The 16,032-nt window shown below is 72.0% G+C and carries 17 protein-coding genes and 1 riboswitch; of the genes, 9 read left to right on the top strand and 8 right to left on the bottom strand.

The features are described 5' to 3' along the window. Window positions 1-34 precede the first annotated feature (34 nt). The 4 genes from metF to AB0A69_RS02625 form a co-directional block, all read right to left on the bottom strand. A complete protein-coding gene (gene metF / locus AB0A69_RS02640) occupies window positions 35-952 on the bottom strand; it encodes a methylenetetrahydrofolate reductase [NAD(P)H] (RefSeq protein WP_361414514.1) in 918 nt (305 codons plus the stop codon). A 157-nt stretch (window positions 953-1,109) separates the two neighbouring features. Continuing rightward, window positions 1,110-1,760, bottom strand: a complete 651-nt coding sequence (gene thiE, locus AB0A69_RS02635) for a thiamine phosphate synthase (RefSeq protein ID WP_361414512.1) — start codon at window positions 1,758-1,760, stop codon at window positions 1,110-1,112. Window positions 1,761-1,866: 106 nt separating this feature from the next. Then, window positions 1,867-2,232: an Rv2175c family DNA-binding protein gene (locus tag AB0A69_RS02630; protein WP_361414510.1), complete on the bottom strand. Its 366-nt coding sequence runs from the start codon at window positions 2,230-2,232 to the stop codon at window positions 1,867-1,869. A 73-nt stretch (window positions 2,233-2,305) separates the two neighbouring features. After that, window positions 2,306-3,526: an FAD-dependent oxidoreductase gene (locus tag AB0A69_RS02625; RefSeq protein WP_361415179.1), complete on the bottom strand. Its 1,221-nt coding sequence runs from the start codon at window positions 3,524-3,526 to the stop codon at window positions 2,306-2,308. A gap of 100 nt (window positions 3,527-3,626) precedes the next feature. After that, window positions 3,627-3,739, top strand: a riboswitch (TPP riboswitch). Between AB0A69_RS02625 and thiO the strand changes: the two genes are divergently transcribed. The 6 genes from thiO to AB0A69_RS02595 all read left to right on the top strand — a co-directional run bounded on the left by thiO (window position 3,737) and on the right by AB0A69_RS02595 (window position 9,639). Beyond that, window positions 3,737-5,017, top strand: coding sequence for a glycine oxidase ThiO (gene thiO / locus AB0A69_RS02620; RefSeq protein WP_361414508.1), 1,281 nt, complete (start codon window positions 3,737-3,739; stop codon window positions 5,015-5,017). (Overlaps the previous riboswitch by 3 nt.) Beyond that, entirely contained in the window at window positions 5,014-5,214 is a 201-nt protein-coding gene (gene thiS, locus AB0A69_RS02615; RefSeq protein WP_355366970.1) for a sulfur carrier protein ThiS, read from the top strand. Before thiO ends, thiS begins: the two co-directional genes overlap by 4 nt. A gap of 3 nt (window positions 5,215-5,217) precedes the next feature. Next, window positions 5,218-6,012, top strand: coding sequence for a thiazole synthase (locus AB0A69_RS02610; RefSeq protein ID WP_361414506.1), 795 nt, complete (start codon window positions 5,218-5,220; stop codon window positions 6,010-6,012). A 127-nt stretch (window positions 6,013-6,139) separates the two neighbouring features. Further along, entirely contained in the window at window positions 6,140-8,089 is a 1,950-nt protein-coding gene (gene pknB / locus AB0A69_RS02605) for a Stk1 family PASTA domain-containing Ser/Thr kinase (protein WP_361414504.1), read from the top strand. 6 nt (window positions 8,090-8,095) lie between these two features. Continuing rightward, window positions 8,096-8,944 carry a deoxyribonuclease IV gene (locus AB0A69_RS02600; RefSeq protein ID WP_361414502.1) on the top strand — a complete coding sequence of 283 codons (849 nt, stop codon included), beginning with the start codon at window positions 8,096-8,098 and terminating at the stop codon, window positions 8,942-8,944. A gap of 83 nt (window positions 8,945-9,027) precedes the next feature. Continuing rightward, window positions 9,028-9,639, top strand: a complete 612-nt coding sequence (locus AB0A69_RS02595) for a DUF4396 domain-containing protein (RefSeq protein ID WP_361414500.1) — start codon at window positions 9,028-9,030, stop codon at window positions 9,637-9,639. Between the two features lie 28 nt (window positions 9,640-9,667). On the opposite strand, the gene AB0A69_RS02590 is transcribed toward AB0A69_RS02595, so the two are convergent. Next, window positions 9,668-10,300, bottom strand: a complete 633-nt coding sequence (locus AB0A69_RS02590; RefSeq protein ID WP_361414498.1) for a sulfite oxidase-like oxidoreductase — start codon at window positions 10,298-10,300, stop codon at window positions 9,668-9,670. Window positions 10,301-10,474: 174 nt separating this feature from the next. Between AB0A69_RS02590 and bfr the strand changes: the two genes are divergently transcribed. Beyond that, on the top strand, window positions 10,475-10,954 hold the full coding sequence (bfr, locus tag AB0A69_RS02585; RefSeq protein WP_361414496.1) for a bacterioferritin: 480 nt from the start codon (window positions 10,475-10,477) through the stop codon (window positions 10,952-10,954). 12 nt (window positions 10,955-10,966) lie between these two features. Here bfr and AB0A69_RS02580 read toward each other — a convergent pair whose 3' ends face one another. Both AB0A69_RS02580 and AB0A69_RS02575 read right to left on the bottom strand, forming a co-directional pair. Next, entirely contained in the window at window positions 10,967-11,215 is a 249-nt protein-coding gene (locus tag AB0A69_RS02580; protein ID WP_361414494.1) for a (2Fe-2S)-binding protein, read from the bottom strand. A gap of 201 nt (window positions 11,216-11,416) precedes the next feature. After that, on the bottom strand, window positions 11,417-12,763 hold the full coding sequence (locus tag AB0A69_RS02575) for a class II 3-deoxy-7-phosphoheptulonate synthase (protein ID WP_361415177.1): 1,347 nt from the start codon (window positions 12,761-12,763) through the stop codon (window positions 11,417-11,419). Between the two features lie 90 nt (window positions 12,764-12,853). On the opposite strand from AB0A69_RS02575, the gene AB0A69_RS02570 reads away from it, so the two are divergent. Then, window positions 12,854-12,919 (top strand): trp operon leader peptide, encoded by a 66-nt coding sequence (locus tag AB0A69_RS02570; protein WP_355367039.1) that lies wholly within the window; start codon window positions 12,854-12,856, stop codon window positions 12,917-12,919. A 99-nt stretch (window positions 12,920-13,018) separates the two neighbouring features. Next, window positions 13,019-14,959, top strand: coding sequence for an anthranilate synthase family protein (locus AB0A69_RS02565; RefSeq protein ID WP_361414492.1), 1,941 nt, complete (start codon window positions 13,019-13,021; stop codon window positions 14,957-14,959). On the opposite strand, the gene AB0A69_RS02560 is transcribed toward AB0A69_RS02565, so the two are convergent. Next, window positions 14,946-15,959 (bottom strand): 2-hydroxyacid dehydrogenase, encoded by a 1,014-nt coding sequence (locus AB0A69_RS02560; protein ID WP_361414490.1) that lies wholly within the window; start codon window positions 15,957-15,959, stop codon window positions 14,946-14,948. The two genes, AB0A69_RS02565 and AB0A69_RS02560, sit on opposite strands and share 14 nt — an antisense overlap. Between the last annotated feature and the right edge of the window lie 73 nt (window positions 15,960-16,032).

Here is a 16,032-nt window from a genome sequence, read left to right as displayed (position 1 = left end):
GGCCGCCGCCCCGGGACGTGGCGGGTACGGCCGGTCAGGACTGCGTGTGCAGTCCGAGATTTTCGTAGATCTCGAGCGTCGCGGTGGAGTTGTTCAGCGTGATGAAGTGCAGCCCGGGTACGCCCTCGGACAGCAGACGAGCGCTGAACTCCGTTGCGAACTCGATGCCAATGGAGCGTACAGCGGCCGGATCGTCCTTGACGGCGAGGATGCGCTCTTTCAGGGCGGGCGGGAAGTGCGCATTGCTCAGCCGGGCGAATCGCTCGATCTGCTTGACGTTCGTCACCGGCATGATCTCCGGGATGATCGGCGTCTCGCAGCCCTTCGCCGCGACCCGGTCGCGGAGCCGCAGGTAGTCCTCCGGGTTGAAGAACATCTGGGTGATGGCGTAGTCCGCGCCGGCCCGGCACTTGTCCACGAAGTGGCGGATGTCCGTGTCCCAGTCGGCGGAGCGGGGGTGCATCTCCGGGAAGGCGGCGACGCCCACGCAGAAGTCGCCGGACTCCTTGATCAGCCGGACGAGGTCGGCGGCGTACATCACGCCCTGCGGGTGCGGGACCCACTCGGCCATCGGGTCGCCGGGCGGGTCACCCCGGACGGCGAGGATGTTGCGGATGTCGGCGTCGGCGTACTGGCCGATCATGTTGCGCAGCTCGGCGATGGTGTGGTTGACCGCGGTGAGGTGCGCGACGGGCGTGAGGGTGGTGTCGGCGGCGATCTGCTCGGTGGCCTTGACGGTCCCGGCACGAGTGGAGCCACCGGCTCCGTAGGTCACGGAGACGAAGCTCGGCGCCACCGCCTCGACCCGGCGCAGCGCGTTCCAAAGGTTCCGCTCGCCCTTCTCGGTCTTGGGCGCCCAGAACTCGAAGGAGTACGTCGTCTTGCCGGTCGCGAGCAGATCGCGCACGGTGCGGGCGCGATCTGTCCTGGTGGAGGGTGTGCCAAGGGCCATACGGGCAGGTTAACGACGGTGGGTCCGTCACCCAACCAGAGCAGGGGAATTCGTCCGATTTGCCGGATTGTTGTCCACCCATCGGACAAAACGGGGCTCATATCGCCCTCAAGGGCCGCTCAGCCCGCCCTCCCGACGGCCATCTGAGACGGCCGTCTCAGAGAGTGAGCTCGCGCACCCGCTTGGCCAGGGACGCCGCCGCGGCCGCCGGGTCGTCGGCCTCGGTGATCGCCCGTACGACGACGATCCTGCGGGCGCCGGCGTCCAGGACCTGGTCCAGGTTGTCCGCGTCGATGCCGCCGATCGCGAACCAGGGCCGCCGCTGCTCCAGCGACGCGGCGTACCGGACGAGGTCCAGCCCCGGCGCGTACCGCCCGGGCTTGGTGGGCGTGGGCCAGCAGGGGCCGGTGCAGAAGTAGTCGACGCCGGGCTCGGCGACCGCCGCGTCGACCTCCGCCTCGCCGTGCGTGGAGCGGCCCACCAGCACCTGGTCGCCGAGGATCGCGCGCGCGGCCGGGACCGGCAGGTCGCCCTGGCCCAGGTGCAGCACGTCGGAGCCGATGGCGTGCGCCACATCGGCCCGGTCGTTCACCGCGAGCAGCTTGCCGTGGCGGCGGCAGGCGTCCGCGAACACCTCCAGGTGCTCCAGCTCCTCACCGGCCTCCATGCCCTTGTCGCGCAGCTGGACGATGTCCACACCGGAGGCGAGCACGGCGTCGAGGAACTCGGGGAGGTCCCCCTGCCGCTTGCGGGCGTCCGTGCACAGGTAGAGCCGGGCGTCGGACAGGAACGCGCGTGCGGTGGCCATGAGAGGTTCCCCCCGTTGGTGCGGCGGTGCACGGACCGGCACGGGCGCGCGAGCGTGGCCGGCCGGCCCGTACACCGCCTGGTGTCGGTGTTCGGGTGTCAGTACGTCAGACGGCGAGCGCCTGGGCGCGGCGCTTCACCTCCGTGCCGCGATTCTCGCTGAGCGCCTGCGCGGGGGTGCCCGGCAGGGACGGGTCGGGGGTGAAGAGCCACTCCAGCATCTCTTCGTCGGTGAAGCCGTCGTCCCGCAGCAGCGTCAGGGTCCCGGAGAGGCCCTTGAGGACCTTGCCGTCCTTGATGAAGACGGCAGGGACCTGCAGCGTCCGGTTCTCACCACGGCGCACGGCGATCAGCTGGCCCTCCTTGACCAGCTGCCGCACGCGCGTCACCTCGACACCCAGCATTTCCGCGATGTCGGGCAGGTGGAGCCAGGCGGGGACGAGAGCATCGATTTTTGCGTCAATCTCGGTCACGGGACAAGCGTGCCATCCCGGACTGACACTCGGTACCCGGGCTGGGCCAAGGGCGCGTCGGACCCGGTGCGCCCTATGCCGCGGCCGCGGCCTTCAGGGGGACGGACGGGTCCGCGACGCGCTCCGCGTCGAGGGGTGTGCCCGCCTCGATCAGCTTGCGGCCCTGCGCCAGGTCCCGGGGGCGGCCGACCGCCAGCAGGGCGACCAGGACGTTCTCCCGCAGCCACGCGACGGACCAGGCGGCACCGGCCGGGTCGCCGCGCCACACCATCGCGTCGGCGGCCCCGTGATGGCCCGCGTACTGCACGAAGCGGCCGAACTGCTCGGACCAGAAGTACGGCACCGGGTCGTACGGGTGCGGCGCCTCGCCCACGATGCCGGCCGCGACCGTGCGCGGCCCCTGGAGGGCGTTGTCCCAGTGGTGGACCAGCAGCCGCTCGCCGTAGCGGGCGGAGGGGAAGGAGGCGCAGTCGCCGACGGCGTACACATCGGACACGGAGGTGCGCAGGTGGTCGTCCGCGAGGACGGCGCCGTCCTTGGCGAGGTCGATGCCGGAACCGGCCAGCCAGTCGGTGGCGGGCCGGGCGCCGATGCCGACGACCACCGCCCCGGCGGGCAGGAGCCGGCCGTCCTCCAGGGCCACCTCGCCCGGTTCGACGTGACCCACGCGCGCGTTGGTCAGGAGTTTCGCGCCGCCCTCCTCGTACCAGTCGGCCATCGGAGCGGCGACCTCGGCCGGCAGGGCGCCCGCCAGCGGCCGCTCGGCGGCCTCGACGACGGTCACGGCGCAGCCCGCCTCGCGGGCGGCCGTGGTGAACTCGGCGCCGATCCAGCCGGCGCCGACGACCACGATGTCGTGCTGCTCGGCGAGGACCGGGCGCAGCCGCTCGGCGTCGTCGAGGGTGCGCAGCAGGTGGACGCCGGGGACGCCCTCGGAGCCGGGCAGCGACAGCGGCACGGCGCCGGTCGCGATGACCAGCACGTCGTACGGAAGGGGTCCCTCCTCCGTGTCGATCTCGTGGGCGAGGGGGCGTACGCCGGTCACGGCCAGGCCGAGGCGCAGGTCGATGGAGAGGGCCTCGAAGTCGACCTCGAAGGCCGAGCCCTCCGCCGTGCCGAGCAGCACCGCCTTGGAGAGCGGCGGCCGGTCGTACGGCTGGTGCGGCTCGGCGCCGATCAGCAGCACCTGCCCCGCGAAGCCCTGGTCGCGCAGGGCCACGGCGGTCTGCACACCCGCTATCCCCGCCCCGACGATGACGACGCGCCGCTCGGCCGTCGGCCGCTCTGTATGCATCCGCTCGCTCACGCGATCACCTTACGTAGGTGACGGGTCGTCGGGCCAGAGTGAAGGCACCCTTACTGGCCGTTGGGGGGTCGGGTTAGGCTGGCCACCGTAGAGCACTCGCGGGAGCCCGGACGCACCGGGCTGAGAGGGAGGCTGGACGGCCTCCGACCGTACGAACCTGATCCGGGTCATGCCGGCGAAGGGAGGGGCTGGACGCCCATGCATCCACGTGGATCGACACGTACGGGATCGACACGTACAGGCTCGGATGTCCTCGTCATCGGGGGCGGCATCATCGGCCTGGTCACGGCCTGGCGGGCGGCGCAGCGGGGGCTGCGCACGGCCGTCGTCGACCCGGAGCCGGGCGGCGGGGCCGCCCAGGTGGCGGCGGGCATGCTCGCCGCGGTCACCGAGCTCCACTACGGCGAGGAGACGCTCCTCGGCCTCAACCTCGCGTCGGCGCGCCGCTACCCGGACTTCGTCACCGAGCTCCGGGAGGCGGCGGGCGGCCTCGACGTCGGCTACCGCGCGTGCGGCACGCTGGCCGTCGCGCTGGACGCCGACGACCGCGCGCACCTGCGCGAGCTGCACGCGCTGCAGAGCCGCTGCGGCCTCCAGTCCGAGTGGCTGAACGGCCGTGAGTGCCGCCGCCTGGAGCCCATGCTGGCGCCCGGTGTGCGCGGCGGGCTGCGGGTGGACGGCGACCACCAAGTCGATCCGCGACGGCTCACGGCGGCCCTGCTGGCCGCGTGCGAGCGGGCCGGGGTGGAGTTCCACCGCGCCTGGGCGGAGCGGCTGCTGGTGGTCGGGGGCCGGGCGGCCGGGGCGGCCCTGAAGGACGGCACGGAGCTCGCCGCCGATCAGGTGGTGCTGGCCGCGGGCAGTCTCAGCGGCCGGCTCGGCGGCGTACCGGACGACGTCCTGCCGCCGGTACGGCCCGTCAAGGGGCAGGTGCTGCGGCTGACGGTGCCGCGCGCGTACGCGCCGTTCCTCTCCCGGACGGTACGGGCGGTGGTGCGCGGCAGCCATGTGTACCTGGTGCCGCGCGAGAACGGCGAGCTGGTCGTCGGCGCCACGAGCGAGGAGCTCGGCTGGGACACCACGGTCACCGCGGGCGGGGTCTACGAACTGCTGCGCGACGCGCACGAGCTGGTGCCGGGCATCACCGAGCTGCCGCTCACCGAGACCCGCGCGGGGCTGCGCCCGGGATCGCCCGACAACGCGCCGCTGCTGGGCCCGAGCGCGCTGCCGGGGCTGCACCTGGCGACCGGGCACTACCGCAACGGGGTGCTGCTGACGCCCGTCACGGGGGACGTGATGGCCGAGGTGCTGGCGAGCGGGGAGCTGCCGGGGGAGGCGCGTCCGTTCGCCCCGGCCCGCTTTCTCTCCGGCACCACCTCCTCTCCCTCCGCGGCCTCCTCTGCCGCCTCCGCGGCCCCTTCCGCAGCCACTTCCGCAGCCTCTTCCGTCTCTTCCGTCTCTCCGGTTGGAGTGTCATGAACGTCTCCGTCAACGGCGAGGCCCGCGAGCTCGCCGCCCCGACCACGCTCGACGCCCTGGTCGCCACCCTCACCACCGCGCCGTCCGGTGTCGCCGCCGCCGTCAACGAGACCGTCGTCCCGCGCAGCCAGTGGGCCGGGACGCTGCTCGGCGACGGCGACCGCGTCGAGGTCCTCACCGCGGTCCAGGGGGGCTGAACCATGGCCGACGACCGTCTCACCATCGCCGGGACCGCCTTCGACTCCCGGCTGATCATGGGTACGGGCGGGGCGCCCAGCCTCGACGTGCTGGAACGCGCCCTCGTCGCCAGCGGCACCGAGCTGACGACCGTGGCGATGCGCCGCCTGGACCCGACCGTCCGGGGCTCGGTCCTGTCGGTCCTCGACAAGCTGGGCATCCGCGTCCTGCCGAACACCGCGGGCTGTTTCACCGCGGGCGAGGCGGTCCTGACGGCCCGGCTCGCGCGGGAGGCGCTCGGCACGGACTGGATCAAGCTGGAGGTGGTGGCCGACGAGCGGACGCTGCTGCCCGACCCGATCGAGCTGCTCGACGCCGCCGAGACCCTGGTCGACGACGGCTTCACGGTCCTGCCGTACACCAACGACGACCCGGTGCTCGCGCGCAGGCTGGAGGACGTCGGCTGCGCGGCGATCATGCCGCTGGGCTCGCCGATCGGCTCGGGGCTCGGCATCCGCAACCCGCACAACTTCCAGCTGATCGTGGAGCACGCGCGCGTGCCGGTGATCCTGGACGCGGGCGCCGGTACGGCGTCGGACGCGGCGCTCGCCATGGAGCTGGGGTGCGCGGCGGTGATGCTGGCGTCGGCGGTGACGCGGGCGCAGGAGCCGGTGCTGATGGCCGAGGCGATGCGCCACGCGGTCGAGGCGGGCCGCCTCGCGTACCGCGCCGGGCGGATCCCGCGCCGGCACTTCGCGGAGGCGTCGTCCCCGGTGGAGGGACGCGCGGTCCTGGACCCGGAGCGGCCGGCGTTCTGACGGCGTCCCGACGGCGCCCCGCCACGGGGCGCCGGAGGTGCCGTCGGTGTCACAGCTCGGCTGCAGTCACGGCAGGGGCCCGTACGGGGCGGCAGGGGTGTCGGTGCGGGCTCGTAGACTCGGGCGGGTGGATACGACCCTGCACGACCCGCTCGTGGGCCAGCTGCTCGACGGCCGCTACCGAGTCGAGGCGCGCATCGCCGTCGGGGGCATGGCCACGGTGTACCGGGCGGTGGACACCCGGCTCGACCGGGTGCTCGCGCTCAAGGTGATGCACCCGGCCCTCGCCACGGACGCGACCTTCGTCGAGCGGTTCATCCGCGAGGCCAAGTCCGTGGCGCGGCTCTCGCACCCGAACGTGGTCGGGGTCTTCGACCAGGGCGCCGACGGGGCGTACGTGTACCTCGCCATGGAGTACGTCGCGGGCTGCACCCTCCGCGACGTGCTGCGCGAGCGCGGTGCCCTGCGCCCGCGGGCCGCGCTCGACATCCTGGAGCCGGTGCTCGCGGCGCTGGGGGCCGCGCACCGGGCGGGCTTCGTCCACCGGGACATGAAGCCGGAGAACGTGCTGATCGGGGACGACGGCCGGGTCAAGGTCGCCGACTTCGGGCTCGTCCGGGCCGTCGGCGCCGCCACGAACACCACCGGTTCCGTGCTCGGCACCGTGTCCTACCTGGCGCCGGAGCAGATCGAGGACGGCGCCGCCGACACGCGTACCGATGTGTACGCGTGCGGTGTGGTCCTGTACGAGATGCTGACCGGCGCCAAGCCGCACTCCGGCGACACGCCCGCCCAGGTCCTCTACCAGCACCTGAACGCCGACGTTCCGGCCCCGTCCGCCGCCGTGCCCGGGCTGGCGGTCGAGCTGGACGAGCTGGTGGCGCTGGCCACGGCCCGCAACCCCGAGGTCCGCCCGTACGACGCCGTGGCGCTCCTCGCGCACGCCCGCGAGGCGCGGGCCGCGCTCGGCGACGAGCAGCTGGACCTGGACCCGCCGTCGGTACGGGCACAGCCGCCGGCCGAGGTGCCCGCGGCGGACGGGGCCGGCGGTCCTGAGGACGTGACCAGCGTGATCGCGCGCCCGCTGCCCGAGCCGCAGGAGCCGGTCCACCACACCAGCCGCCTGGAGGTGCCGCCGGCCCTGCAGCCCCCGGCCCCGGCGCCCGACCGGCCGACGGCGGTGCGCGCCCCCCGGCGCGGCCTGATCGCCGCGCTGGTGGCCGTCCTGCTCGTGCTGGGGGTCGGCGCGGGCGTCTGGTACATCAACTCGGGGCAGTTCACCCGCGTCCCGACGCTCCTCGGCCAGACCCAGGCCGAGGCGGAGAAGCGGCTCACGAGCGCAGGCCTGGACGTCAAGGGGGTCAAGCGGGCCTACAGCAGCGCCTACGAGCGGGGCACGGTCATGGCCAGCGATCCCGCCCCCGGCGAGCGGATCCGTGACAACGGCTCCGTGACGCTCACGATCTCGCGCGGCCCCGAGATCGTGAAGGTCCCCGACCTCAAGGGCAAGCCGCTCGCGGAGGCGAAGCGCGAGCTGACCAAGGCCGGTCTCGCGCCGGGCGTGGTCACCAAGGCCTTCAGCGAGGACGTCGAGCAGGGCGCGGTGATCGGCACCGACCCGGAGCCCGGCACCGAGCGCAACCCCGACTCCGCCGTCGCCCTCGTGGTCAGCCGGGGCGCCCCGGTCGACGTCCCGGACGTCACCGGCGACCCGGTCCGGAACGCCACCCGTACGCTGGAGGAGGCCGGGTTCACCGTGAAGGTCGCCCCCGAGCGGGTGCACTCGGCCCAGGACGCGGGCGCGGTCGCCAGCCAGTCCCCGGCCGACGGCCGCCAGGCCGCCAAGGGCGACACGGTCACGCTCACCGTCTCCAAGGGCCCCCGCATGGTCGCCGTGCCCGACGTCACGGGCGACGGCGTCGACGACGCGCGGCGCGAACTGGAGGCCGCGGGCTTCCAGGTGAAGGTCGAGAAGGCCTTCCCCTTCCTGAGCGACACCGTGAGCGAGCAGTCCGTACCCGGCGGCGAGAAGGCCCCCGAGGGCAGCACCATCACCATCAAGACCAAGGGAATCTGAGCACCCATGCGCAACCCCGTCGGCGGCCATGTCCCCGTGGCCGGCGGCCTCGCCAAGACCGGCCTGTCGTACGCACGCGAGCTCGGCGCCGAAACCGTCCAGGTCTTCGTCGCCAACCCCCGCGGCTGGGCGACCCCCGCCGGGAACCCGGTGCAGGACGAGCTGTTCCGCGCCGAGTGCGCCGCCGAGGGGATACCGGCGTACGTCCACGCCCCGTATCTGATCAACTTCGGCTCCCACACCGAGGCGACCGTCGAGTTCTCGGTGGCGTCGCTGCGCCACTCGCTGCGGCGCGCCCGGGAGATCGGCGCGCTGGGCGTGGTGGTGCACACCGGTTCGGCGACCGGGGGCCGCCCCCGCGAGGAGGCCCTCGCGCAGGTGCGCACCCATATGCTGCCGCTGCTCGACGAGCTGACGCACGACGACGACCCGTTCCTGCTGCTGGAGTCGACGGCCGGGCAAGGCGCCTCGCTCTGTTCCCGGACCTGGGACTTCGGCCCGTACTTCGAGGCGCTCGACGCCCACCCCAAGCTGGGCATCTGCCTCGACACCTGCCACATCTTCGCGGCCGGGCACGACCTCACCGGGGAGCACGGCATGCGGCAGACGCTGGACCTGCTGGTGGAGACGGTCGGGGAGGGCCGGCTGAAGCTGATCCACGCCAATGACTCCAAGGACGTGGTCGGCGCCCACAAGGACCGTCACGCGAACATCGGCGCCGGCCACATCGGCGAGGAGCCGTTCCGCGAGCTGATGCGCCACCCGGCGACGGAGGGCGTGCCGCTGATCATCGAGACGCCCGGCGGGAAGGAAGGCCACGCGGCGGATGTGGAGCGGCTGAAGAAACTCCGGTGACGGTGACCCCTTGAGGGAATACCCCTAGGGGGTATACGGTTCTTGCTGTCGGCAGGAACCGCTACCAGGCGTTGGGGAATCTCATGCGACACGACAGCCGCGCGGAGCACAGCGAGCAGGCGCACCAGCACCAGGCGCAGCACCAGCAGCCCGAGAGCCACGAGCACCACGGCCACGAGCACCACGCACCGCAGGACCAGCACGACCATGAGCAGCACCAGCATCACGAACATCACCAGCACCACACGGGCGCGGGCAAGGTCAGCTGGTCCATGGCCGCCCAGGCCACCCTCCACTGCCTCACCGGCTGCGCCATCGGCGAAGTCCTGGGCATGGTCATCGGCACCGCCCTCGGCTGGGGCAACGTCCCCACCATGGCCCTGGCGATCGTCCTCGCCTTCACCTTCGGCTACGCGCTCACCCTGCGCGGCATCCTCAAGGCCGGCGTCGACTTCAAGACCGCCTTCCGGGTCGCCCTCGCCGCCGACACGCTGTCCATCGCCGTCATGGAGATCATCGACAACGGCGTACTCGCCCTCTGGCCCGGCGCCATGGACGCCCACCTGACGGACGCGTTCTTCTGGGGGGTCCTCGCCTTCGCCCTCTTCGCCGCCTTCGTCATCACCACACCCGTCAACAAGTGGATGATCGGCCGCGGCAAGGGCCACGCGGTGGTGCACCAGTACCACCACTGACGACGCGACCGGCTACCCGGCAGGGGTACTACAGCTCCGGGCCGTCCCCCGGCTCCTCCTGGTACGAGTACCGCTGCTCCCGCCACGGGTCGCCGATGTTGTGATAGCCGCGCTCCTCCCAGAAGCCGCGGCGATCGGCGGTCATGTACTCCACGCCCCGGACCCACTTGGGCCCCTTCCAGGCGTACAGGTGCGGCACGATCAGCCGCAGCGGGAAGCCGTGCTCGGCGGTAAGGAGCTCACCGTCCTTGTGGGTGGCGAGAATCGAGCGGTCCGACGCGAAGTCCGAGAGCCGCATGTTGGCACTGAAGCCGTACTCCGCCCACACCATCACATGGCTGACCCCGGCGGCCGGCGGCGCCAGCTCCAGGATCGTACGGGCGGGGACGCCACCCCATTCGGCCCCCACCATGCTGAATTTCGTCACGCAGTGCAGGTCGGCCACGACCGTGGAGAACGGCAGGGCCGAGAACTGCTCGTGGGTCCAGCTGTGCTTCTCGCCGTCCGCCGTGGCGCCGAAGACCTGGAACTCCCAGCGGTCCGGCTTGAACTTGGGGACGGGGCCGTAATGGGTCACCGGCCAGCCGCGCTGCAGCCGCTGGCCCGGCGGAAGCTCGGACTCCCCTGACGCCCGGTTTTCCTCGCTCCCTGGGTGACCCATGCCTCAATGGTGACAGACCGGGAGGGGTGGTCATGACCAGGGACGGGACGGTACAGGCCCGCATTCGGGCAAGTCCCACTAAGCCTGTACTTACTGGACGACCTCTCTCAGCGGTGCGAGGATGCGCGGCATCGGCATGTGCCATCGTTCACACGCGCGGAAGGAGCCTCTGCGATGCAGGGCGACCCCGAGGTCATCGAATTCCTCAACGAGCAGCTGACCGCCGAGCTGACGGCGATCAACCAGTACTTCCTGCACGCGAAGATGCAGGAGAACATGGGGTGGACGAAGCTCGCGAAGTACACGCGTGCGGAGTCGTTCGACGAGATGAAGCACGCCGAGGTGCTGACCGACCGCATCCTCTTCCTGGACGGCCTGCCGAACTACCAGCGGCTGTTCCACGTCCGGGTGGGCCAGACGATCACCGAGATGTTCCAGGCGGACCGGCAGGTCGAGGTCGAGGCGATCGACCGGCTCAAGCGCGGCATCGAGGTGATGCGCACCAAGGGCGACATCACGTCGGCGAACATCTTCGAGTCGATCCTCGCGGACGAGGAGCACCACATCGACTACCTCGACACGCAGCTGGACCTGATCGACAAGCTCGGCGAGGCGCTCTACATCGCCCAGCTGATCGAGCAGCCGGACAGCTAGCCGACCTGGGCCTTACGCGGCTTCGGCCAGCGGTTCGGCGGTCTCCGGGACGTCGGCGGTGAGAGCGGGCCTGCCCTGGTCCACCAGCTCACGCCGCGGGCAGTTGCCACGGCCGAGGATGGCCTGGATGCGGCGTACGCAGGACCCGCAGTCGGTGCCGGCCTTGCAGGCGGACGCTATCTGGCGGGGCGTGCAGGCGCCGGCGTCCGCGTGTTCCTTAACCTGCTTCTCCGTGACACCGAAGCACGAGCAGACGTACACGCGGTCACCTCCCTGCGGATCCGGAAACGGGTCGGACGGCCAATGGTTCTGGAAGCCCTTCCCGATTCCTCGGTGAGGCTAACCTAACCTTACCCCGCACCCCCGGAGCGCAACAGCGGGGAAGCCGACGAAAACGCCGATGGGGCGCGGATCACATGGATCCGCGCCCCATCGGCACGTCAAGGCTGTTTCAAGCCAAGATCACTGGTCGCGGTACATCTCCGCCACCAGGAAGGCCAGGTCCAGCGACTGGCTGCGGTTGAGCCGGGGGTCGCAGGCGGTCTCGTACCGCTGGTGCAGGTCGTCGACGAAGATCTCGTCGCCGCCGCCCACGCACTCGGTGACGTCGTCGCCGGTCAGCTCCACGTGGATGCCGCCCGGGTGCGTACCGAGCTCCTTGTGGACCTCGAAGAAGCCCTTGACCTCGTCGAGCACGTCGTCGAAGCGGCGCGTCTTGTGGCCGGAGGCCGCCTCGAAGGTGTTGCCGTGCATCGGGTCGGTCACCCAGGCCACCGTGGCACCGGACGCCGTGACCTTCTCGACCAGCTCGGGGAGCTTGTCGCGGACCTTGTCGGCGCCCATGCGGACGATGAAGGTCAGCCGGCCCGGCTCGCGGTCCGGGTCGAGACGGTCGATGTACGTCAGCGCGTCGTCGACCGTCGTCGTCGGGCCCAGCTTGATCCCGATGGGGTTGCGGATCCGCGACGCGAACTCGATGTGCGCGCCGTCCAGCTGGCGGGTGCGCTCACCGATCCAGACCATGTGGCCCGAGGTGTCGTACAGGTGCCCGGTCCGCGAGTCGACGCGGGTCAGCGCCGACTCGTAGTCCAGCAGCAGCGCCTCGTGCGAGGCGTAGAACTCGACGGTGCGGAACTCGGCCGGGTCGGTGCCGCAGGCCTTCATGAAGTTCAGCGCGTTGTCGATCTCGCGCGCCAGCTGCTCGTAGCGCTGACCGGACGGCGACGACTTCACGAAGTCCTGGTTCCAGGCGTGCACCTGGCGCAGGTCGGCGTAACCGCCGGTGGTGAAGGCGCGCACCAGGTTCAGCGTCGAGGCGGACGCCTGGTACATGCGCTTGAGCCGCTGCGGGTCCGGGACGCGGGCCGCCTCGGTGAACTCGAAGCCGTTGACGGAGTCGCCGCGGTAGGTCGGCAGGGTCACGCCGTCGCGGGTCTCGGTCGGCTTGGAACGCGGCTTGGAGTACTGACCGGCGATCCGCCCCACCTTCACGACGGGCACGGAGGCGGCGTAGGTGAGGACGGCACCCATCTGGAGCAGCGTCTTGAGCTTGTTACGGATGTGGTCGGCGGACACGGCGTCGAAGGCCTCGGCGCAGTCGCCGCCCTGGAGCAGGAACGCCTCGCCCCTGGCGACGGCTCCCATCCGGGCGCGCAGCTGGTCGCACTCGCCTGCGAAGACGAGCGGCGGATACGACTCGAGGTCCGCGATCACATCGCGCAGAGCCTCGGCATCCGGGTACTCGGGCTGCTGCGCCGCGGGCAGGTCTCGCCAGGTGTTGCCACCGGTAGCGGTGGTCTTAGCGTTCACGGTCACCTGACCAACCTTACGGGTTCTTCCGATACGTCCATCTGTGAGCCCACCTGATGAGACAAGGAATCTTGGGGTAGTGTGCGGCGCATGTACGCGCAGAAGACCCAGACGATCCAGAACTGGTGGTGGACCGCTCATCCGGCGGCCCACTGACTCGCGTACGCACCGACACCGCGAAGGCCGCCCGAGGGGCGGCCTTCTTCCGTTTCACGGGCCGTTCCTCCCCCTCCCCCCGGAAGGAACGCACACACCATGGACCTCGGTCGACTCCTCGACGACACCTGCCCGCCCTTCGCCCTGCTCCGCCGCCGAACACCCGGCCGTGACCATGACACCGTCGAGGTGCTGATCGGCGCGGTCCACGAGGCGGAACGCCTCGCCGACCTCCCCGTCGGGGCGCGGCCCACGCTCGCCCTGGTGCCGTTCCGGCAGCTGCGGGAGCGCGGCTTCGACGTACGCGACGACGGGACGCCGCTGTCGGTGCTCGTCGCCGACGAGGCGTACGAGCTGCCACTCGCGGAGGTGCTGGAGCGGCTGCCCGCGCACGACGTGGTGGTGGAGGGCGGGGCCTTCGACGTCTCGGACGAGGAGTACGCCGGGACCGTGCGGCGGGTCATCGAGGACGAGATCGGGCGGGGCGAGGGCGCGAACTTCGTCATCCGGCGTACGTACCGGGGCGCGGTCCCCGGGTTCGGGCGGCGGGACGCGCTGGCGCTGTTCCGGCGGCTGCTCGCCGGTGAGCGGGGCGCCTACTGGACCTTCGTCGTCCACACCGGCGAGCGCACCCTGGTGGGCGCGAGCCCGGAGGTACACGTCCGCATGTCGGGTGGGAGGGGCGAGCGCGAAGCGCTCTCGTTCGAGGGTGGTGGTGGGAGACGGGCGGGGACGGTGGTGATGAACCCGATCAGCGGCACGTACCGCTATCCGGCGGGCGGACCGACGGCCGAGGACCTGCTCGCCTTCCTCGCCGACCGCAAGGAGACCGACGAGCTCTCCATGGTCGTCGACGAGGAACTGAAGATGATGTGCACCGTCGGCGACATGGGCGGCGTGGTGGTCGGGCCGCGGCTGAAGGAGATGGCCCACCTGGCGCACACCGAGTACGAGCTGCGCGGCCGCTCCTCGCTGGACGTGCGGGAGGTGCTGCGCGAGACGATGTTCGCGGCCACGGTCACCGGGTCGCCGGTGCAGAACGCCTGCCGTGTCATCGAGCGCCATGAAACCGGTGGGCGGGGGTATTACGCGGGCGCCCTGGCGCTGCTCGGGACGGACGCGAGCGGGGCGCAGACGCTGGACTCGCCGATCCTGATCCGTACGGCCGACATCGCGGCCGACGGCGAGCTGCGCGTCCCGGTCGGCGCCACGCTGGTGCGCCATTCGGTCCCGGAGAGCGAGGTCGCCGAGACGCACGCCAAGGCGGCGGGGGTGCTGACCGCGCTGGGCGTGCGCCCGGGGCGGCCGCGCGAGGAGTCCGTACGGCCGGCCCGGCTGGCGGAGGACCCGCGGGTGCGGGCGGCGCTGGACGCGCGCCGCGCCGACCTGGCGCCGTTCTGGCTGAAGATGCAGGACCGGCCCGCCGCCCCGGCCGCCGGGCACGCGCTGGTGGTGGACGCGGAGGACACCTTCACGGCGATGCTCGCGCACGTGCTGCGCGCCTCGGGCCTGGAGGTGACGGTCCGCCGCTACGACGAGCCGGGGCTGCGGGAGGCGGCGCTCGCGCACGAGGGTCCGGTGGTGCTGGGGCCCGGGCCCGGCGACCCGGGCGACCTCACCGACCCGAAGATGCGGTCGCTGCGGGCGCTCGCCGCCGACCTCGTACGCCGGGCGGGCGGCCACCCGCACTGCCTGCTCGGGGTGTGCCTCGGGCACGAGCTGATCGCGGCCGAGCTGGGGCTGCCGATCGTGCGCAAGGAGGTGCCGTTCCAGGGGGCCCAGGTGCGGATCGACCTGTTCGGCACGCCGGAGACGGTGGGCTTCTACAACAGCTTCACGGCCCGCTGCGACGACGGGGCCGCCGCCGAGCTCGCGGCACACGGCGTGGAGATCAGCCGCGAGGCGGCGACGGGCGAGGTGCACGCGCTGCGCGGGCCGGGCTTCGCGGGCGTGCAGTTCCACCCGGAGTCGGTGCTGACGCTGCGCGGCGCGGCGGTCGTACGGGAGTTGCTGCGGGAGCTGGAGATCAGCCCGCGGTGAGGTCGCCGGGCGGCGGGACCAGGACGTTCTCGCTGCGGCGGTCGGCCTCGTAGTCGGTGATGTTCCGCACCGTCGTCGCGATGATCTCGGTCACCGCGTCGACGGTGTAGTACGCCTGGTGGGAGGTGACCACGACGTTCGGGAAGGTCATCAGCCGGGCGAGGGTGTCGTCGGTGACGGGCTCCAGGGACTTGTCCAGGTAGAAGAGCCCGGCCTCCGCCTCGTAGACGTCGAGGCCGACGCCGGTGAAGCGGCCGGCGCGCAGCTCGGTGACGAGGGCGTCCGTGTCGATCAGGCCGCCGCGGCTGGAGTTCACCAGGATGGCGTCGTCCTTCATGGCCTTGAGCGCGGCGGCGTCGACCAGGTGGCGGGTCTCCGGCACCAGCGGCACGTGCAGGCTGAGGACGTCGGAGGCGGCGAAGAGCTCCTCCTTCTCGACGTACCGCATGCCGAGCGCGACGCAGGCGGGGTTGGGGGCGACGTCCCAGCCGAGGAGCTCCATGCCGTAGCCGTGGGCGATCCGGGTGAACGCCTCGCCGATCCTGCCGGTGCCGACGACGCCGGCCGTGCGGCCGTGCAGGTCGTGGCCGAGCAGTCCGTCGAGGCGGAAGTCGAAGTCGCGGGTGCGGATGGCGGCGCGGACGAGGCGGCGGTTGACCGCCATCGCGAGGGCCCAGGCGAATTCGGCGACGGAGTACGGCGAGTAGGAGGAGACGCGGGCGACGGTGAGGCCCAGCTGCTGGGCGGCGGTCAGGTCGATGTTGTTGAAGCCGGTGGAGCGCTGGGCGATCATCCGCGTGCCGCCGGCCGCGAGGGCGTGCAGCACGCGGGCGTCGAGGTCGGCGTTGACGCTGGTGGAGACGGCTTCGTACCCGGCGGCGAGGGGGGCGGTGTCCCCGGTGAGGAAGACGTCCAGGCAGCGGAGGTCGTGCCGGCCCGCGAAAGCCGCCTCCATCAGCGGCTTCTCGTCCGTTTGCACGCCGAAGGCCAGGACTTCCACGGTTTGTCTCCCTTCGCCCGGATAGGGCGAATATATGACCGCCCCCGGGCCCGCGCCGGTCGGCCGGAACCGG

The organism is Streptomyces sp. NPDC045431 (assembly GCF_040646655.1).
Classification (GTDB): domain Bacteria; phylum Actinomycetota; class Actinomycetes; order Streptomycetales; family Streptomycetaceae; genus Streptomyces.
This window is presented reverse-complemented; position numbering and strand designations above follow the sequence as displayed.